Annotated in this window: 13 protein-coding genes; 11 read left to right on the forward strand and 2 right to left on the reverse strand. The window is 49.7% G+C overall.

Going from position 1 to position 16,696, the window contains the following annotated elements; genetic code table 11:
* The first annotated feature begins 192 nt into the window (after positions 1–192).
* From ACTTKA_RS01860 to ACTTKA_RS01885, 6 genes are all read left to right on the forward strand, one after another.
* Positions 193–1,107 (forward strand): glutaminase, encoded by a 915-nt coding sequence (locus tag ACTTKA_RS01860; protein ID WP_442723753.1) that lies wholly within the window; start codon positions 193–195, stop codon positions 1,105–1,107.
* 124 nt (positions 1,108–1,231) lie between these two features.
* Positions 1,232–1,966 carry a hypothetical protein gene (locus tag ACTTKA_RS01865; protein WP_442723754.1) on the forward strand — a complete coding sequence of 245 codons (735 nt, stop codon included), beginning with the start codon at positions 1,232–1,234 and terminating at the stop codon, positions 1,964–1,966.
* Between the two features lie 113 nt (positions 1,967–2,079).
* Entirely contained in the window at positions 2,080–3,057 is a 978-nt protein-coding gene (locus tag ACTTKA_RS01870; protein WP_257122995.1) for a cation diffusion facilitator family transporter, read from the forward strand.
* Between the two features lie 763 nt (positions 3,058–3,820).
* Positions 3,821–4,756: a riboflavin biosynthesis protein RibF gene (gene ribF, locus ACTTKA_RS01875; RefSeq protein WP_442723819.1), complete on the forward strand. Its 936-nt coding sequence runs from the start codon at positions 3,821–3,823 to the stop codon at positions 4,754–4,756.
* Positions 4,757–4,777: 21 nt separating this feature from the next.
* Positions 4,778–5,851, forward strand: a complete 1,074-nt coding sequence (locus ACTTKA_RS01880) for a M20 family metallo-hydrolase (protein ID WP_442723755.1) — start codon at positions 4,778–4,780, stop codon at positions 5,849–5,851.
* Entirely contained in the window at positions 5,845–7,095 is a 1,251-nt protein-coding gene (locus ACTTKA_RS01885) for a lipopolysaccharide biosynthesis protein (protein ID WP_442723756.1), read from the forward strand. Before ACTTKA_RS01880 ends, ACTTKA_RS01885 begins: the two co-directional genes overlap by 7 nt.
* A 60-nt stretch (positions 7,096–7,155) precedes the next feature.
* Here ACTTKA_RS01885 and ACTTKA_RS01890 read toward each other — a convergent pair whose 3' ends face one another.
* A complete protein-coding gene (locus ACTTKA_RS01890) occupies positions 7,156–7,800 on the reverse strand; it encodes a thiamine diphosphokinase (RefSeq protein ID WP_442723757.1) in 645 nt (214 codons plus the stop codon).
* A gap of 118 nt (positions 7,801–7,918) precedes the next feature.
* On the opposite strand from ACTTKA_RS01890, the gene ACTTKA_RS01895 reads away from it, so the two are divergent.
* Positions 7,919–9,031: an Ig-like domain-containing protein gene (locus ACTTKA_RS01895; protein ID WP_442723758.1), complete on the forward strand. Its 1,113-nt coding sequence runs from the start codon at positions 7,919–7,921 to the stop codon at positions 9,029–9,031.
* A 69-nt stretch (positions 9,032–9,100) separates the two neighbouring features.
* A complete protein-coding gene (locus ACTTKA_RS01900) occupies positions 9,101–10,720 on the forward strand; it encodes an Ig-like domain-containing protein (protein ID WP_442723759.1) in 1,620 nt (539 codons plus the stop codon).
* 163 nt (positions 10,721–10,883) lie between these two features.
* Here the strand turns inward: ACTTKA_RS01900 and ACTTKA_RS01905 are convergent, their stop codons facing one another.
* The gene (locus tag ACTTKA_RS01905) at positions 10,884–12,125 is read right to left on the reverse strand and encodes an anaerobic sulfatase-maturation protein (protein ID WP_442723760.1); all 1,242 of its coding nucleotides are present in this window, start codon (positions 12,123–12,125) and stop codon (positions 10,884–10,886) included.
* A 241-nt stretch (positions 12,126–12,366) separates the two neighbouring features.
* Between ACTTKA_RS01905 and ACTTKA_RS01910 the strand changes: the two genes are divergently transcribed.
* Genes ACTTKA_RS01910 through ACTTKA_RS01920 form a run of 3 tightly spaced genes read left to right on the forward strand, consistent with a single transcriptional unit; the run spans position 12,367 to position 15,826 of the window.
* Positions 12,367–13,056 carry a succinate dehydrogenase cytochrome b subunit gene (locus ACTTKA_RS01910; RefSeq protein WP_442723761.1) on the forward strand — a complete coding sequence of 230 codons (690 nt, stop codon included), beginning with the start codon at positions 12,367–12,369 and terminating at the stop codon, positions 13,054–13,056.
* A gap of 42 nt (positions 13,057–13,098) precedes the next feature.
* On the forward strand, positions 13,099–15,039 hold the full coding sequence (locus tag ACTTKA_RS01915; RefSeq protein WP_014224985.1) for a fumarate reductase/succinate dehydrogenase flavoprotein subunit: 1,941 nt from the start codon (positions 13,099–13,101) through the stop codon (positions 15,037–15,039).
* A gap of 31 nt (positions 15,040–15,070) precedes the next feature.
* On the forward strand, positions 15,071–15,826 hold the full coding sequence (locus ACTTKA_RS01920) for a succinate dehydrogenase/fumarate reductase iron-sulfur subunit (protein WP_014224986.1): 756 nt from the start codon (positions 15,071–15,073) through the stop codon (positions 15,824–15,826).
* Positions 15,827–16,696: the final 870 nt, after the last annotated feature.

Raw genomic sequence — 16,696 nt, forward strand, 5'->3', positions numbered from 1 at the left:
GATAGTGGTGCTCAAAGACGGTACGGTTGCCGAGCAGGGCACTCCCGCCGAACTGCTGGCTCGTGGCGGCGAATTTGCCCGTATGGTAGAGCGGCAAAGGGAAGGATGAGACAGGAATTATTTTGTTTGCAGGATCGGCCGAAGCTCTCTTTTTTATAGTTTTGTATCCGAATTATAGCGATGTTTTGCAAAATGAACTACGAAAAAATATTCGAAGATATTTTCGAGAAACTGAAGAACGTTCCCGATGAAGGAAAGGTGGCGGATTATATTCCGGAGCTGGCTCGTGTCAATCCCGATTCTTTCGGTGTTCATCTGACTACGGTCGATGGTGTGCATTATGCTTTCGGCGACTCCGAGACGCGTTTTTCCGTACAGAGTATCGCCAAGGTATTGTCGTTTGTACTTGCTTATTCCCATCTGAAAAGCAATATCTGGAAACGGATGGATTTGGAACCTGCGGGAACGCCTTTTAATTCGCTCGTACAATTGGAATACGACAGAGGAATACCGCGTAATCCTTTTGTAAATGCCGGTGCGATAGTTGTATGCGATATTCTTGTGAGTCGGTTTGAAAATCCTTCGGTCGAGGTGTTGGAGTTTGTACGAAGCTTGTCGGGGAATAACAAGATAGATTATAATCTCAAGGTCGCATATTCGGAACGATCCATGGCATATCGTAATTACGCATTGATTCACTTGATGAAGTCGTTTGGGAATATCAAAAACGACATCGAGAAAGTCATGGACCTGTACTTTAAAATATGTTCCATTGAAATGACATGCAGGGAGCTGTCCGAGTCGTTTCTTTTTCTCGCCAATAACGGTATTGTCCCTTATTCGGGCAAGCCTATCCTTTCTCCCAGCCGGACTAAACGGACGAATGCGTTGATGCAGACTTGCGGGTTTTATGATGAGGCCGGACAGTTTGCGTTTAAAGTCGGACTTCCCGGCAAGAGCGGTGTGGGCGGCGGCATTGTAGCTGTACATCCGCAAAGATATTGTATCGCCGTGTGGAGTCCGCGACTCAACCCTAAAGGGAACTCACAGAAAGGTATATTGTTTTTGGAAGAGTTTACGACCAAAACCAAACTTTCTATTTTCTGATTCTCGCATATAGAAATTCGGTTTCGTAGAATGGTTATTCGGAAAAATCCCTACAAATGGGGATTTCCCGGATGCCGGAAAAGGGGTTTCTTTGTACGAACAAATTATATTCATTCCATTCCAAATGAATCTGCAGAAAATAATTATCCGAAGCTGCGCCTGCTTTTTGCTGCTGATCATTACGCATTTGTCGAAGGCGCATACGATGTGGATCGAATCATCCTATCAGGGGTATATTGGTCAGGAACAGCAAGTCAAAATCTATTTCGGCGAGTTTTCGATCAATATGATTACGCCTGCGCAAAAATGGTTCTCGGATATTGCCGATTGCAAGTTGATGCTTCTTACTCCCGACGGAGAGAAAAAAGCGTTGTCGAAAGCACGGGAAGAGAACTTCTACACGGCTTCGTTTACACCTGAGGCTGAAGGTTGGTATCTTATTTATCTTGAACATCTCGTAAAAGACTTGTATCAAGGAATGCGTATTACGTATCAGGCGCTCTCGTGGGTCAAAGTGGGTAGTCTGACGGGATTACCGGACGTACCGTCGCCTTTTAGTGACGGGAAACTGATCCTTCCTCCACAGACACCTTTTGAATTGAATACGTCGGCAGAGGTTGCACTTCTTAGAAACAGAACTCCGGTCGTCTCACAACGTTTTACGCTTACGGCGAACAACGGATGGCGAAAGAGCCTGCGGAGTGACAAAGAATCGGGTAAGGCTAGCACGGAACTGATCTTCCCTGCAAAGTATTTGTACGAATGGAGCGAAAGCATCCCCGTCGGTAACGATGCGGAGAAAGTGCAGCCCGAACATCGTTCCGATTATGTGAACATGTGCTATTTTTTCAGTTTGTAAGACTTTGCCCGGACAGTAAATTAAAGATGCACCAGAGTTGCCGATTGTGAGCAATATATTATATGTATGAACAGGAGGGGGATAACGAATCATCATTAACTGACTTGGAGAAGATGACACACGAACATGAAAAAAATAAGATGCACGGGCATCACGCACACGATGACCATCACCATCATCATGGGCACCATGTAAGAGGGCGTAAGCTGTTGTGGGTAACACTGCTGAATTTTTCGATCACGATTGTACAGATTATCGGAGGTGTCCTTTCCAACAGTCTCTCCTTGATCTCGGATGCGATCCACAATCTGGGTGATTCGTCGGCCATCTTTATCGCTTTTCTGGCCGGTAAGCATGCCGAAAAACAACCCGACGAGCGGAAAACATTCGGTTATAAACGTATCGAAATTCTCGCGGCGCTTTTCAATGCCGTCGTGTTAATCGCGATTTGTATCTATTTGTTTTTCGAAGCTTATGAGCGATTTGTGACACCGGAGCCGATCAAAGGGAAAGTGATGCTCTTTGTCGCCGTTTTCGGTCTGATGGCAAACCTGATATCGGTTGTTGTACTGCACAAAGACAAATCGCACAATCTGAATGTACGTGCCGCATACCTGCATCTGTTAGGTGATACGCTGTCGTCCGTGGCCGTCATTGTCGGAGGAGTGGCCATCTGGATATGGGAGCTGTATTGGCTCGACCCGCTCATCACCGTATTAGTAGGCGTATACATTATCCGTCATACATGGTCGATTGTGCGGCAGACAGTCAATATTCTGATGCAGGCTACTCCCGACGGAATAGATGTCAATATGCTGAAACGGAAGGTTGAAGAATTTTCCGAAGTGGAAAACATGCACCACCTCCATATCTGGCGGATGGATGATGAGCATATCCATCTGGAGGCACATATAAATCTTTGCGAAGATCGTATGCTATCCGATGTACAGCAAATCAGAAGACATCTCGAAGCGATGCTGTCCGAAGAATTCGGAATAGGTCATGTAACCCTTCAGTTCGAATATAAAGGATGCCATGGGGAAGACGGATTGATTCATCAAAGAACACCTGCATGTTCTGCACATACATAGAAGGCGGGAATTTTGTAAAGAGTGTAATCACTTGTTCCATTTATTTCTTTAACCTAAATTACGCGATACACTGTTCGGCGTTTACCATTAATAATGGACGTACGAATGTACGACAATGGTTACGTCAGGCTTACAGCCCTCCGCCGAGATGCGATGCTTTTTCCCCAACGCTTCGCTTCCGCTCTTCCCCCTTTGAAGGGATAACATCCCCCTTCGCTCCGCTCTTCCCCCTTTGAAGGGGGGGGGGATGTTCCTCTGTGTTCGGTCTTTTGTCATTCAGAGCGAAGCGAAGAATCTCTTTTTTGTCACTTTTGGCTTGACCCGAAAGTAACCCAAAGGTCAAGGCTTCGGGCGCTTCGCACACCTTCGCGACGCTCGCAGGTCGGAAAATCAGGTAACTCGCTTGGCTCGGACAGCCTGATTTTCTTTCGCCCCGCTCACTGCTCCGTCGGCTCACCGCCCGAGGCCTGAGGGACAAACGCCGAAATTAATTGTCAATTGTTATTTTCTAAATACATGATTCGGCATGTACCACGCATAACAATTGACAATTAACAACTGAATTACGTCAGGCTTACAGCCCTCCGCCGAGATGCGATGCCTTTTTCCCCAATGCTTCGTATTGGGCTGAATTAATGCGCCCTTTCAGGGCTTTTACAGCGGTCAGCAGTCAATAAACAGATCAACAACTCAACAATTCAACAACGAAACATTTTTTCGAATCGTGTATACTATTCTCGGCTTTTTTATCTATGTTTGTGCCATGATCATCATACGCAATGCAGAAGAGAGGCGAGGCAACGCGTGGGCGGCAACGGTCGGATTTTTCGATGGTGTTCATCAAGGACATCGTTTCCTGATTCATGAACTGCGCCGTCTGGCCGATGAACGCGGGCAGACGGCCGCCGTTTTTACATTTCCGGTGCATCCCCGTATCGTGTTGCAGGCCAATTATCAGCCGAAGCTGTTGAATTCGTTCGATGAAAAATTGAGACATCTGGCAACGACGGAGGCCGACTGCTGCGCAGTACTTGACTTTACACGCGAATTGGCCACTCTCTCGGCGCGTGAGTTTATCGAACAGGTTTTATGGCAACAATGGGGTGTCCGTACACTGTTAGTGGGGTACGACCATCGTTTCGGGCACAATCGCGAAGAAGGTTTTGAAGCATACGCCGCATACGGTGAAGCATGCGGTATGGAAGTGCGGAAGGCTACTCCTTATCTCCCGTCGGAAGGTGAAGACGCCGTCAGTTCATCGCGGATCAGGCAGTTTCTTGCCGAGTGCCGCGTAGAAGAAGCGGCGCAGATGTTGACGTATCCGTATCTTCTGAAAGGACATATCGTCGGCGGGCGTCAGATTGGTCGTATGATGGGTTTCCCGACGGCCAACATCGAGGTCGACGAACCGTTCAAGGTCTGGCCGGGTAACGGAGTCTATGCCGTGTGGGTACACCTGCGCGATACTCGCTACAAGGGGATGCTCTCCGTCGGCAACCGCCCGACGGTCGATGGTCAGTCGCTGACGGTCGAAGTCCATCTGTTGCATTTCTCCGATACGGTCTATGGCGAAGCAATCGAGGTTGAGTTTATTCATTTCGTACGTCAGAACAGGAGATTCAAAGACTTGGAAGCCTTGAAAGAACAGCTTGAGATCGACAGGGAAGAAGTAGATCGTCTGCTGCATTATGAACCATGACATAACGAATCGCGTATTGAAATGGAAATATATTATCAGGCCATAGATTTGCTGAAAGGGATGATCAGACGCCCCTCCTTTAGTCGTGAAGAAAAGGAGGTCGCCGATTTCTTACAGTCCGAATGGAAGACTGCGGGGCGCGTCGTGCATCGCAAGGGGAATAACCTCTGGATGACCTCCGGAAGCATTGATCTCTCCAAGCCTACCGTCTTGCTCAATTCGCATATCGATACGGTCAGACCCGTACAGGGCTGGACGAAAGACCCGTTCGCTCCCTGTGAAGACGACGAAACCGAACGCCTCTATGGTTTGGGCAGCAACGATGCCGGTGCGAGTGTCGTCGCTCTTTATGCGGCATTCAGTGAGTTATCGGTGAAGGACCAACCCTATAATCTGATTTTTCTGGCGTCGGCCGAAGAAGAGGTGTCCGGGCAGGGAGGGGTTGAAAATGTCCTGCCCGAGTTGCCTCCGATCGCGTTCGGTGTCGTGGGCGAACCAACCGCGATGCATCCGGCGATTGCCGAAAAAGGACTGCTTGTGCTCGACTGTGTCAGCCATGGAAGAGCCGGTCATGCCGCCCGAAACGAAGGTGTCAACGCGATCTCCGAAGCTATGAAAGACATCGCGTGGTTTCATTCGTACACTTTCCCTTGCCACAGCGACCTCTTGGGGAGCGTAAAGATGAGTGTGACGATGATCGAAGCCGGCACACAACACAATGTCGTGCCGGACCGATGCCGGTTTACCGTCGATGTGCGTACCAATGAATTTTATTCCAACCGGGAAGCGCTGAACGAAATACGGGCGCATGTCTCTTGCGATGTGACGCCCCGCAGCCTGCGCCTCAACTCGTCGCGCCTTGATGCCGGGCATCCGTTTGTGCAACGCGCCTTGATGCTGGGGAAAGAGCCGTTCGGGTCTCCCACAATGAGTGATCAGGCCTTGATGCCGTTTCCTACGGTAAAGATCGGGCCGGGTGATTCGGCGCGTTCTCACAGCGCCGACGAGTACATCGAACTGCCGGAAATACGTGAAGCGATCACTCTTTATGTCCGTTTGTTGGATCAGCTAAATATCACCTCCTTCCCGTGTTAAAAAAAATCCTTGCGACCGTCGGAACGCGCTATGCGATCGCGTTGCTCAACCTGTTGCTTATCCTGATTCACAGCCGGGTGCTGGGTAGGGACGGGATGGGGGTCGTCGGGGTGATATATGCTTCGGTCAATCTGGCGGTTATCTTTAACAGTGTCCTCTGTGGCAATACGATCGTCTATTTTATGCATCGGCAGCCTTTCCGTACCGTTTTCTGGCCGACGTATGTATGGGCTTTTGTCGGGTCGGCGATAGCTTGTGTCTGCATGTCCCTGCTGGGGATGCTCCCCGAAGGTTATGGGTTTATTGTTTACGGGCTGTCCGTCCTGCTTTCGCTCGTAGCGGCGAATGCTCGTTTTCTGCTGGGTAAAGACCTGATCAAGGCGTTTAATGCGGTTTTTATCATTCAGGGCGGATTATTGTTTTTTATCCTCGTCGGTTTCTACTTCGGACTGAACAAGCGCGATGTGTCAGGGTATCTGTGGGGCCTTTTTCTGACGAATCTCATCGCGTGGATGGTTAGCCTGGGATTGATGATAAAGCCGTTCTTTCGTGTGCCGCACGAAGCTCGGGTTTCCGGCTCGTGGATAAAAGGTGTGAAAGCGATGTTTGTGTATGGCCTCTGGAGCAGTGCCGACAATTTGGCCGAAGGACTGACTACGCGCCTGAATTACTTCCTGCTGCAACGGTTTGGCGGATACGGACAGGTCGGGTTATTGGATTCGGGTACGAAAATATCCGAAAGTATCTGGCATATCAGTCACGGGGTGAGCTTTATCGCTTACAGTCAGATCGCCCGGACATCGGAGGCCGAACGGCAGCGCAGCCTGACGTTGAGGCTGTTTAAGTTAACTTACTGTACGCTGATCGTTGCTATGGCACTTGTCCTCTGTCTGCCGGAGTGGGTCTATACGGATTATCTGTTTACGCCCGAATTTACGGGAATCCGAAAGGTGATTGTGGCCTTGGCTGTCGGGATTGTGACCTTTGGCAGTAATCGTATCCTGAGCCATTACTTCATTGGGACGGGTCGCGTGCGCGTCAGCGCCGTATGTTCGTGTATCGGATTGCTTGTACTGCTTATAGCGGGTGGCTTCCTGATTCCTGCTTACGGGGTGACCGGAGCGGCACTCTCTTCGAGTATCGCATTTTCGGCCATGCTGCTTTTTTCCATCGTTGTGTTTCTTCGTATTACTTCAACTCGCCTTGTCGAGTTATTGCCGCGCATGCCCCGCATCAAAAAGTAATTCTTTACGCAGAGGCTTTCAATGGAAAAACTTCTTGAATGATGTTTCGCACCGATAGGATCAATAGGCGCGGAACACAATGACTTTACCTTCCGTTTCCACTTCAAACTGATCGCTCAATGCCTCGTTCAGTGTGCCTTGCCACCAACGGGTGATGCGTTGTCGGGTTAGGGGCCAGCGTACGTTGCGGAGGGTTAACGGTTCGCTGTCTACACAAAAAACGGAAATCTGTTGTCCGGCATACGAAGCAAAAGAGGTATGTCCCGTGGCAGGTGTGAAGATGCCGTAATCTGTGCGCATCTCGACGGTTGCCTTGTCCATATAATCGGCCAGCAGGCTGATGTTGCCGAGCGTGTGGTCTTCACGTTTCCCCGTGGCGCCGACGATAAGCAGCCGGCGATGTCCTTGCTTGAGGGCATAACGTACCGCTTTCGTCAGGTCATTCGTCTCCTGTTCCGATTCGAGGTGTAGCCTGTCTGCCACCTTGTCGCGTGCCGTTTGGGAAATGGAGTCGCCATCGCCTGCCACGGCCAGTGGCATAAAGCCGGCGCGAAGGAGAGCGTCGGTAGCTCCGTCGCAGCAGATGATGCGGTCACGAAACTGCTCTATCGCCCCATACGCAGCCGGATGGGAAGGAAAGTCTCCGGCTGCCACAATTACCGTGTCGGGAGCCGACGCAATAGGATGTTTATGTGTGAAATTCATGAAAATGAGTGTTAAAAACGGTGCAAATGTAAGATTTTATTTGGATAGTAAGGGCAAAGTTCAGACTTTTGCACCACCGTTTCATTACCGTAATTTATATATGCATTTCAAGATAACAATGAAAAAAATTATTTCCTATTTTTTGGCAATCGTATTTACGATTGCAGGGCTTTCTTTCGAAGCTGCCGGACAAACGAAGCCGGTACAACAGGCTGTTTATTTTCATAAGGACACATTGCGTTTGGTTGTTGGACAGGAAGATACTGTGAAAGCAACAGCCGTTCCCGATGCTCCGATTCACTGGGATGCACCTGCCTCTATACCGGTCATTGCTTCTATCGCTCCTCTGTCTTCTTCAGCTCGTTATGGAAAGGTGTATCTTGTAAAAGGCAGAAAAGTAGGTAAGACGAAAGTGATCGTTCAGGTTGGTGCGGCTAAAGATACGTGCTGGGTCTTTGTTTCTCCCAGGATCCCCGTGAAAGAGGTGCGTTTGAATAAAGATACCGTTCGTCTGAAGGCTGGTCAGACTCAAATGATTCAAGCCGGTATAACTCCGCAGAATGCCACCGACAAAACACTCAATTGGAGGACTAAAGGGAGGGCAACGGTCACTCCGTCTGCGACCAATCATACCGAAGCGTTAATAACGGCGGCTGCCGTAACAGACACGACGCTCATCATAGCCGAAGCAAAAGACGGGAGTAAATGTAGCGATACGTGCGTGGTGATTACGCGTGTTCCGCTTGATAGCATCCGCTTGAATAAAGACACCCTGCGTGTGGATATCGGCGGTAAGGACACCCTTCGGGCAATGGTGTATCCGAGTCAAGCCACGAACCGTTCGCTGAACTGGATAGTCAAAGGAAAGGCAACAGTCACTCCTTCGTCCGAGACAGATACGGTGGCGTTCATCGCTGCGGCTCTGACTCCCGATACAACGTATGTTATCGTGGAAGCGAAAGACAGTAGTTACTATCGTGATACATGCGTCATCATCACGCGAGAACCCGGTTCTGGCGCCGTGGTCGAAGTGAATGATCAGCATGTTTACGCTTCTGGGGGGTATGTGCATATCCATTCCGGTAAACCTGTTTCGTTGCGCATTTACACGATTTCGGGGACACTTTACCGGCGCGAAGAGGGGGTAGTTGGCGATCGTGCCATTCCTCTGCCGCGTGGTTTTTACATCGTCGTTCTGAATCATACCGGCAAAAAAATATTTGTTCGGTAGGAAAAAAACGAAACATTTTGTTAGCCTTATTTGTTACTTTCTTAGTAATCAAATTAAACAATAAAAGACATGAAAAAAATTACGTTTTATCTTGGAGCAATCCTGTGTATGATGGTTCTGCTTCCGAATGAAGCATGGGGGCAGTCTCCCAAACCCGAATGTGTTCTGGCTAAAGACACGATCCGCATCGATGTGGGGCAGTCCGACTCGGTCAAAGTGAATGTCATGCCTAAAACGGACACGGTGGCGTGGAAATCGAAAAATCCATTGATTGCAACGGTGAAATACGCCGTATCCGACAGCACGTATGGTAAGATTACCGGAATAAATCCGGGAGAGACGGAAATCGTGGTGACCTCGAAAAGTAAGGTGAAAGATTCTTGTGTCGTCATTGTTTACCAGCCGGTAGCAAGTGTGGAATTGAAGGATAAAAAAGGCGCTGATATTGAAGAACTCTATATCACGATCGGTAGCAAAGACACGCTTTATGCAAAGGTCAATCCGTCGGGAGCGAATAAGAAAGTGCGGTTTTTCAGTCTTTCAGGACTTGCGACCGTCAATACTTTCGACACTCTGGGGGTGATCACAGCAGGAAAACAGACCGGAAAGGTGAAGATTGTTGTTACGGCCGGACATGAAGGCAACTTGAAAACCGACACGTGTCTGGTGCATATTATCAATCCGGTGACGGAAGTTTCTTTTCCGGATATCAAAGACACGGTGGTGATGCGCCTGCATCATAAAATATTGTTGCATGCTACGGTAAAACCGGCGAATGCGGATAACACTGATCTGGCCTGGTCGGTAGAAGGCGGGTCGGTAACAGCTACCCCCATGGCCGACGATACGAAAGTCGCTCGCATTGAATCTGTAGCGCCCGGTATCTCGAAGGTGACGGCTATGGCAAAGAACGGAAAGTTCGCCACTTGCGTCTTCAAAGTACTTCCTCCTGTAGCGGTAACGGGATTATCACTCAATAAGGATACACTCTACATGGCCATCGGAGAACGTGATACGCTGACGGCAAACATTACACCTCACGATGCCTTCAAGAAGAAAGTAAAATGGTTATCGACAAATGCAGCTTATGCCACGGTGACTCCCGAAACGGATACGACAGCTGTCGTATCGGCCAAGAAACAGGGGATTGCCCTGATCGTTGCCGAGTCGTTGGATGGGAGTTTTAAAGATACATGTTATGTGAGTGTGCTGGAAACGATACCGGTTAAGGGGATCGATATAGACAGTACATCCATCAGGTTAGCTATCGGAAAGAAAGATACGTTGAATGCAACGATTAAGCCGGCCAATGCCACAAATAAGAAAGTGGTATGGACAAGTGGCAACATGGCTGTTGTAACGGTTGATTCATGTTATCTGACCGGAGTGGCTTCGGGTGAGACTTGGGTATATGTCCGCACCGTCGACGGAGGTTTCAGAGACTCTTGTAAGGTGACGATTTATAACTCGAATGCAAACGAGACGATCGTTGAGAATGTCGATATCTGGACTTTTGACAACAGTTTGCGTATCCGAACCGATAAATTGCAGCCACTGGCTATTTATACGATTTCGGGCACGCTTTACCGCAAAGAAAATGCCGTAATAGGTGAGCGTATTATCACACTGCCTAAGGGCGTTTACATTGTCGTGCTGGGCGATGTTCGCAAAAAAATCTTTGTGCAGTAAGATTGTACATAGGTTGTTATTTCTGAAAGAGCCTGCCGGAAGCCATAGCCGGGCAGGCTCTTTTTTTTCGGGGAAAACTGCCCGAATGGCGAATTTTTCGCCCTCGCCCCCTTCTGTAAAGATATATTTCGAAAGATAAGAGGGGAGGCCTTATGGAACAATGCTATTTTTGTCTTCTTATTTCGTGCATGATGTTGGCCGGCGGTCGACCGTTACGCAGTTCTTCGGCCATGAAGGCCATGGCCGGCTCAACGTGCGCGAAATAGCGTTTTAATCCGGCACAGAGGTAATTCAAGCCGTACTCGCCATCGGCCGACACGGCGATTCTGTTCTTCGGGCATTCGCCATTGCACAATTTCAAGAAGCGGCAGGAGCGACATTGTGCCGGCAGACCGTCCCGTTTGTCGTTCCCGAAACGCCGTTGTTCGTCCGAGAGGGTCATCTCCACGAGCGTTTTTTCGTACAGGTTACCGCGCCGGTATTCGGGGTAGACGAAATGGTCGCAGGCATAGACGTCGCCGTTATATTCCATGGCCAGTGCATGGCCGCAGGTTTTCGCGTAGATGCAGACACCGGGCGGCTCACCGAGGGTGCCTGCCAGCGTGGCGTCGAAAAGTTGTATATAATATTGTCCCACATCGTGGCGAACCCATTCGTCGAATACCGCAATGTAGAAATCGCCATAAGCGATCGGATCGACCGACCAGGGCGCCTGTTCACAGTCTTCAGGATGGTCGGCTGCCGTCAGCAGCTCGAGTCCGTCCGCACGTGTGCCAAGGCGTTCGACAATGGGAGAGAATTGCATGTATCGACTGCCGATATCTTTGAAGAAGTGATACATCTCGAGCGGAAAACGCACGTTATAGTCGTGCAATACCGAAAGCGTATTAAATTCCACTCCATGACGGTGCAACCGCTCGATGCCCCGCATGACCCGGGCAAACGTACCCCGTCCCCCACAATCCTTACGATAGCGGTCGTGCATGGCTTCCGGCCCATCGATGGAGATGCCCACCAGAAAATCGTTGTCTTTGAAGAAACGGCACCATTCGTCGTTAAGCAGCAGCCCGTTTGTCTGAATGCAATTCTGTATCTCCCGTCCTCTTCCGTATTGCCGTTGGAATTTCAGCGCTTTGCGGTAGAAGTCGAGGCCCCGTAACAGCGACTCGCCTCCGTGCCATGTGAACTGTACGAACGGGCTTGTCTGGCATTCAATATACGCTTGGGTAAATCGTTCGAGGGTTTCGTCGGACATTCTGTTCTGCTTGCGTTCTTGATACAGTCCGCTTTTTTCGAGATAATAGCAATACTCGCAGTCCATATTGCAGAGCGCGCCTACCGACTTCGCCATCACGTAAATCGGAAATGAGAGCGGAGTGAAATACAGCGTCGGTTTCATATTCATAGAGGCAAAGGTACGGAATTTTCGCCGATGGCAAACAGGGTCTTTTTTATACATCAATAAATGGATGGTTCGGACGTGAAAGGGAGGATTCAAGTTGTTGTTTTTTAGCGCTTGGCGATCTCTTTTTGCGATTACGGAAAAATTTCCGCAATATATTTGTTTATCCGCTTTCTATATCGTACTTTTGCGACATTAAAAGAAACGTTAAACCGAACAAATAAACATTTAAAACAATTTGCTTATGTGGTTACTAAAATCTTCTATCGGGAAAAAGCTGGTGATGAGTATATCCGGAATTTTCCTGGTTCTGTTTTTGCTGTTCCACCTGTCGATGAATGTGACGGCGGTCTTTTCGACTGACGCCTACAACATGATTTGTGGATTGCTGGGTGCGAACTGGTATGCGGTAGTGGCGACCATCGGCTTGGGAGCGATTATTACCATTCATTTTGTGTATGCGGTGATGCTGACGCTGCAAAACCGGAAGGCGCGCGGGAACGACCGTTATGCGGTTAATACGCGTCCCCAAGGGGTGAGCTGGGCCTCGCAGAACATGTTCGTGATCGGTGTGGTGGTCATTGGCTTTATGATTCTTCATTTTAGCCAGTTTTGGTACAAGATGATGTTTGCGGAATTACTCGGACATCACGAAGTAGAGCTGGGGAGCCGTGTTGTGTCTCCGCAGAACGGGGCCGACTTTATTCAGTATTATTTCAGCCAGTTGTGGGTGGTGATAGCCTATTTGATTTGGTATGTGGCATTGTGGTTTCACCTCACACACGGTGTGTGGAGTGCGATTCACACCATCGGCTGGAACAATCACGTGTGGATGAATCGTCTGAAAGTGATCAGTAATGTGGTGGCTACGCTTATCTTTTTGGGATATGCTTTTGTTACGCTCTTCTTCTATGTGAAAAGCCTGTGCGGCTAATGTGAACAAACAAGATGTAATTTCTTTTAAAAAGCAATCGTTATGAGTCAAATAAATTCAAAAATACCACAGGGGCCGTTAGCCGAGAAGTGGACCAATTATAAAGCACACCAGAAGCTGGTAAACCCGGCCAACAAACGCCGTTTGGATATTATTGTCGTAGGTACCGGGCTGGCCGGCGCTTCGGCAGCTGCTTCGCTGGCCGAAATGGGGTTTAACGTATTTAATTTCTGTATTCAGGATTCGCCGCGTCGTGCGCACTCCATTGCAGCGCAGGGAGGTATCAATGCGGCCAAGAACTATCAGAACGACGGTGACTCGGTGTATCGTCTGTTCTACGACACGATTAAAGGGGGCGACTATCGTGCCCGTGAGGCCAACGTGTACCGTTTGGCCGAAGTATCGAATGCCATTATCGACCAGTGCGTGGCGCAAGGTGTACCTTTTGCCCGCGAATACGGCGGATTGCTCGACAACCGTTCGTTCGGCGGGGCACAGGTATCGCGTACGTTCTATGCCCGCGGACAGACGGGACAGCAGTTACTGCTGGGCGCATATTCGGCGCTGAGCCGTCAGATCGGGCTGGGTAAAGTAAAGATGTACACGCGTCATGAGATGCTTGATGTCGTAAAGATCGACGGACGAGCCCGCGGTATTCTGGCACGCAATTTAGTGACCGGTAAGATAGAACGTTTTGCGGCTCACGCCGTAGTCGTAGCCACAGGCGGATATGTGAACACATTCTTCCTGTCGACGAACGCGATGGCCTCGAACGGATCGGCGGCATGGCAGTGCTACAAGAAAGGTGCGTACTTCGCCAACCCGTGTATGGTACAGATTCACCCGACGTGTATTCCGGTGCACGGCGAATTTCAGTCGAAACTGACGCTGATGTCGGAGTCGTTACGTAATGACGGACGTATCTGGGTGCCCAAGAAGAAAGAAGATGCCGAAGCGATTCGTGCCGGCAAACTGAGACCCACACAGATCAAGGAAGAAGACCGCGATTATTATTTGGAACGTCGTTATCCGGCGTTCGGTAACCTCGTGCCGCGCGACGTGGCTTCGCGTGCTGCCAAAGAACGTTGCGACGCAGGGTTCGGCGTAGGAGCCGGTCAGGCCGTTTACCTCGACTTTGCCGACGCCATCAACCGTCTGGGACGCGATGTCGTAGAAGCACGCTATGGAAACCTCTTCCAGATGTATGAAAAAATTGTAGACGATAATCCGTACGAAACCCCGATGATGATTTATCCGGCGCTCCACTATTCGATGGGCGGACTGTGGGTAGACTACGAATTGATGACCAACATCCCGGGTTTGTTTGCCATCGGCGAAGCCAATTTCTCCGACCACGGAGCGAACCGTCTGGGAGCATCGGCCCTGATGCAAGGATTGGCCGACGGTTATTTCGTGCTGCCGTATACGATTCAGAATTATCTGGCCGACCAGATTCAGGTGCCCCGTTTCAAGACCGACGCGCCGGAGTTTGCGGAAGCCGAGAAGCAGATTCAGGATCGGATCAACCGGTTGATGAACATCAAAGGAAAGCGTTCGGTCGACAGTCTGCATAAAGAGCTGGGACACATTATGTGGGATCACGTCGGGATGGCGCGTAATGCCGAAGGGCTGAAAGAAGCCATCGAGATGTTGAAGAAACTGAAAAAAGAATTCTGGAGCAATGTACGTATTCCCGGCAAGGGCGACGACCTGAACGTAGAGCTTGAAAAAGCGTTGCGTCTGGCCGACTTTATCGAGATCGGCGAACTGATGGCGCACGACTCGTATGACCGTGCCGAATCGTGCGGCGGACATTTCCGCGAAGAGCACCAGACGTCGGAAGGTGAAGCGATGCGCCACGACGAAGAATTCTCGTATGTATCGTGCTGGGAATATCAGGGCGAAGACAAAGATCCGGTGATGCTGAAAGAACCGCTCGATTACGAGTTTGTCGTTCGTCAGCAGCGGAACTATAAGAATTAAGGAGTTTCACACAGCTTAAAAGAACAAGACAATGGATAAAAATATCGATATAACCGTAAAAGTATGGCGCCAGCGAGGTCCGAAAGAAAAAGGCGCTTTTGAAACATATCCGCTCAAAGGAATTTCTCAGGGCAGTTCGTTCCTCGAAATGCTGGATGTGCTCAACGAACAGTTGGTCAACGAAGGCAAAGAACCGGTCTTCTTCGATCATGATTGCCGCGAAGGCATCTGCGGTATGTGCTCGTTATACATCAACGGCCATCCGCACGGCCCGGATTCGGCTATTACCACGTGCCAGTTGCACATGCGCAAGTTCAACGACGGCGAGACGATTACCGTCGAACCGTGGCGTTCGGCCGGTTTCCCCGTGATCCGTGACCTGACGGTCGACCGTCAGGCATACGACAAGATCATGCAGGCCGGAGGGTTCGTGTCCGTCAACACCGGTGGAGTACCCGATGCCAATGCTATTCCGATTCCGAAGAAAGATGCCGATCTGGCTATGGATGCGGCCGCCTGTATCGGTTGCGGCGCTTGTGCGGCCGCCTGCAAGAACGGGTCGGCCATGCTGTTCGTGTCGGCCAAGGTAAGTCAGCTGGCTTTGCTCCCGCAGGGTAAGGTGGAGGCGGCCCGCCGTGCTAAAGCCATGGTGGCCAAGATGGATGAGCTTGGGTTCGGAAACTGTACGAACACCAGAGCATGCGAGGTGGAATGTCCGAAACAAATATCGGTGACGAATATCGCTCGCATGAATCGCGAGTACCTCTCGGCCAAGTTCAAGGATTGATCGTATACTCCCAAAGAGGAGTAAACCGTGTATGGTAAAAAGCCATCTCGCCTTGCGCGAGGTGGCTTTTTTTAAATAAATTGCAGACTATGACTGTTTGTTGAATTATTGAATTGTTTGGTTGTTGATTTGTTGGGGGTATTCCGCTGACGATTATATCAGGCTTTCAGCCCTCTTATCGGGGTGTGGCCTTTTTCCCCAACGCTTCGCTTCGCTCCACATTGGGCTGAATTATTACGCCCTTTCAGGGCTTTTACAGCGGTCAGTATTCAGCGTTCGGTATGACAGGGCTGGGAGAAAATTACGAATGACAAATTACGAATTACGAACGCCGCGTTTGTCATTCCGAACATAGTGAGGAATCTCGCCCCGAAAAAGGGAAGAGATTCTTCGCTTCACTCTGAATGACAGGGCAGGGGAAAGGCCGTTAATGTAGGGGCGAACACAAGGTTCGCCCCTACGCGGCATACCGAACGCTGTTTGCTGACATAATATTAAAAATCAATTGTTCATGGTACACGCCGAACCGTGTATCACGCAATTTGAGTTAAAGGAATTAAAAACGGTAGACCTTCGGGTAACTGCCCGAATGTTAAAACAAAGTGCGGGAGTCTTCGGGTAATCGCCCGAACGTTAAAACAAAATGCGGGAGCTTTCGGGCAATCGCCCGAATGTTAAAACAAAGTGTGGGAGCTTTCGGGTAATCGCCCGAATGTTAAAACAAAATGTGGGAGTTTTCGGGTAACTGCCCGAACGTTAAAACAATTTGCGGAAGGCTTCGGGCAATCGCCCGAAACCTTAAACAGTTTGCGGGAGCCTTTTCACAACACTTAAATCGCTCAAACAAGATGCGGCAACCGTTTAAGAGCT

It is taken from the genome of Tannerella sp. (genome assembly GCF_052170195.1).
Lineage (GTDB): Bacteria > Bacteroidota > Bacteroidia > Bacteroidales > Tannerellaceae > Tannerella.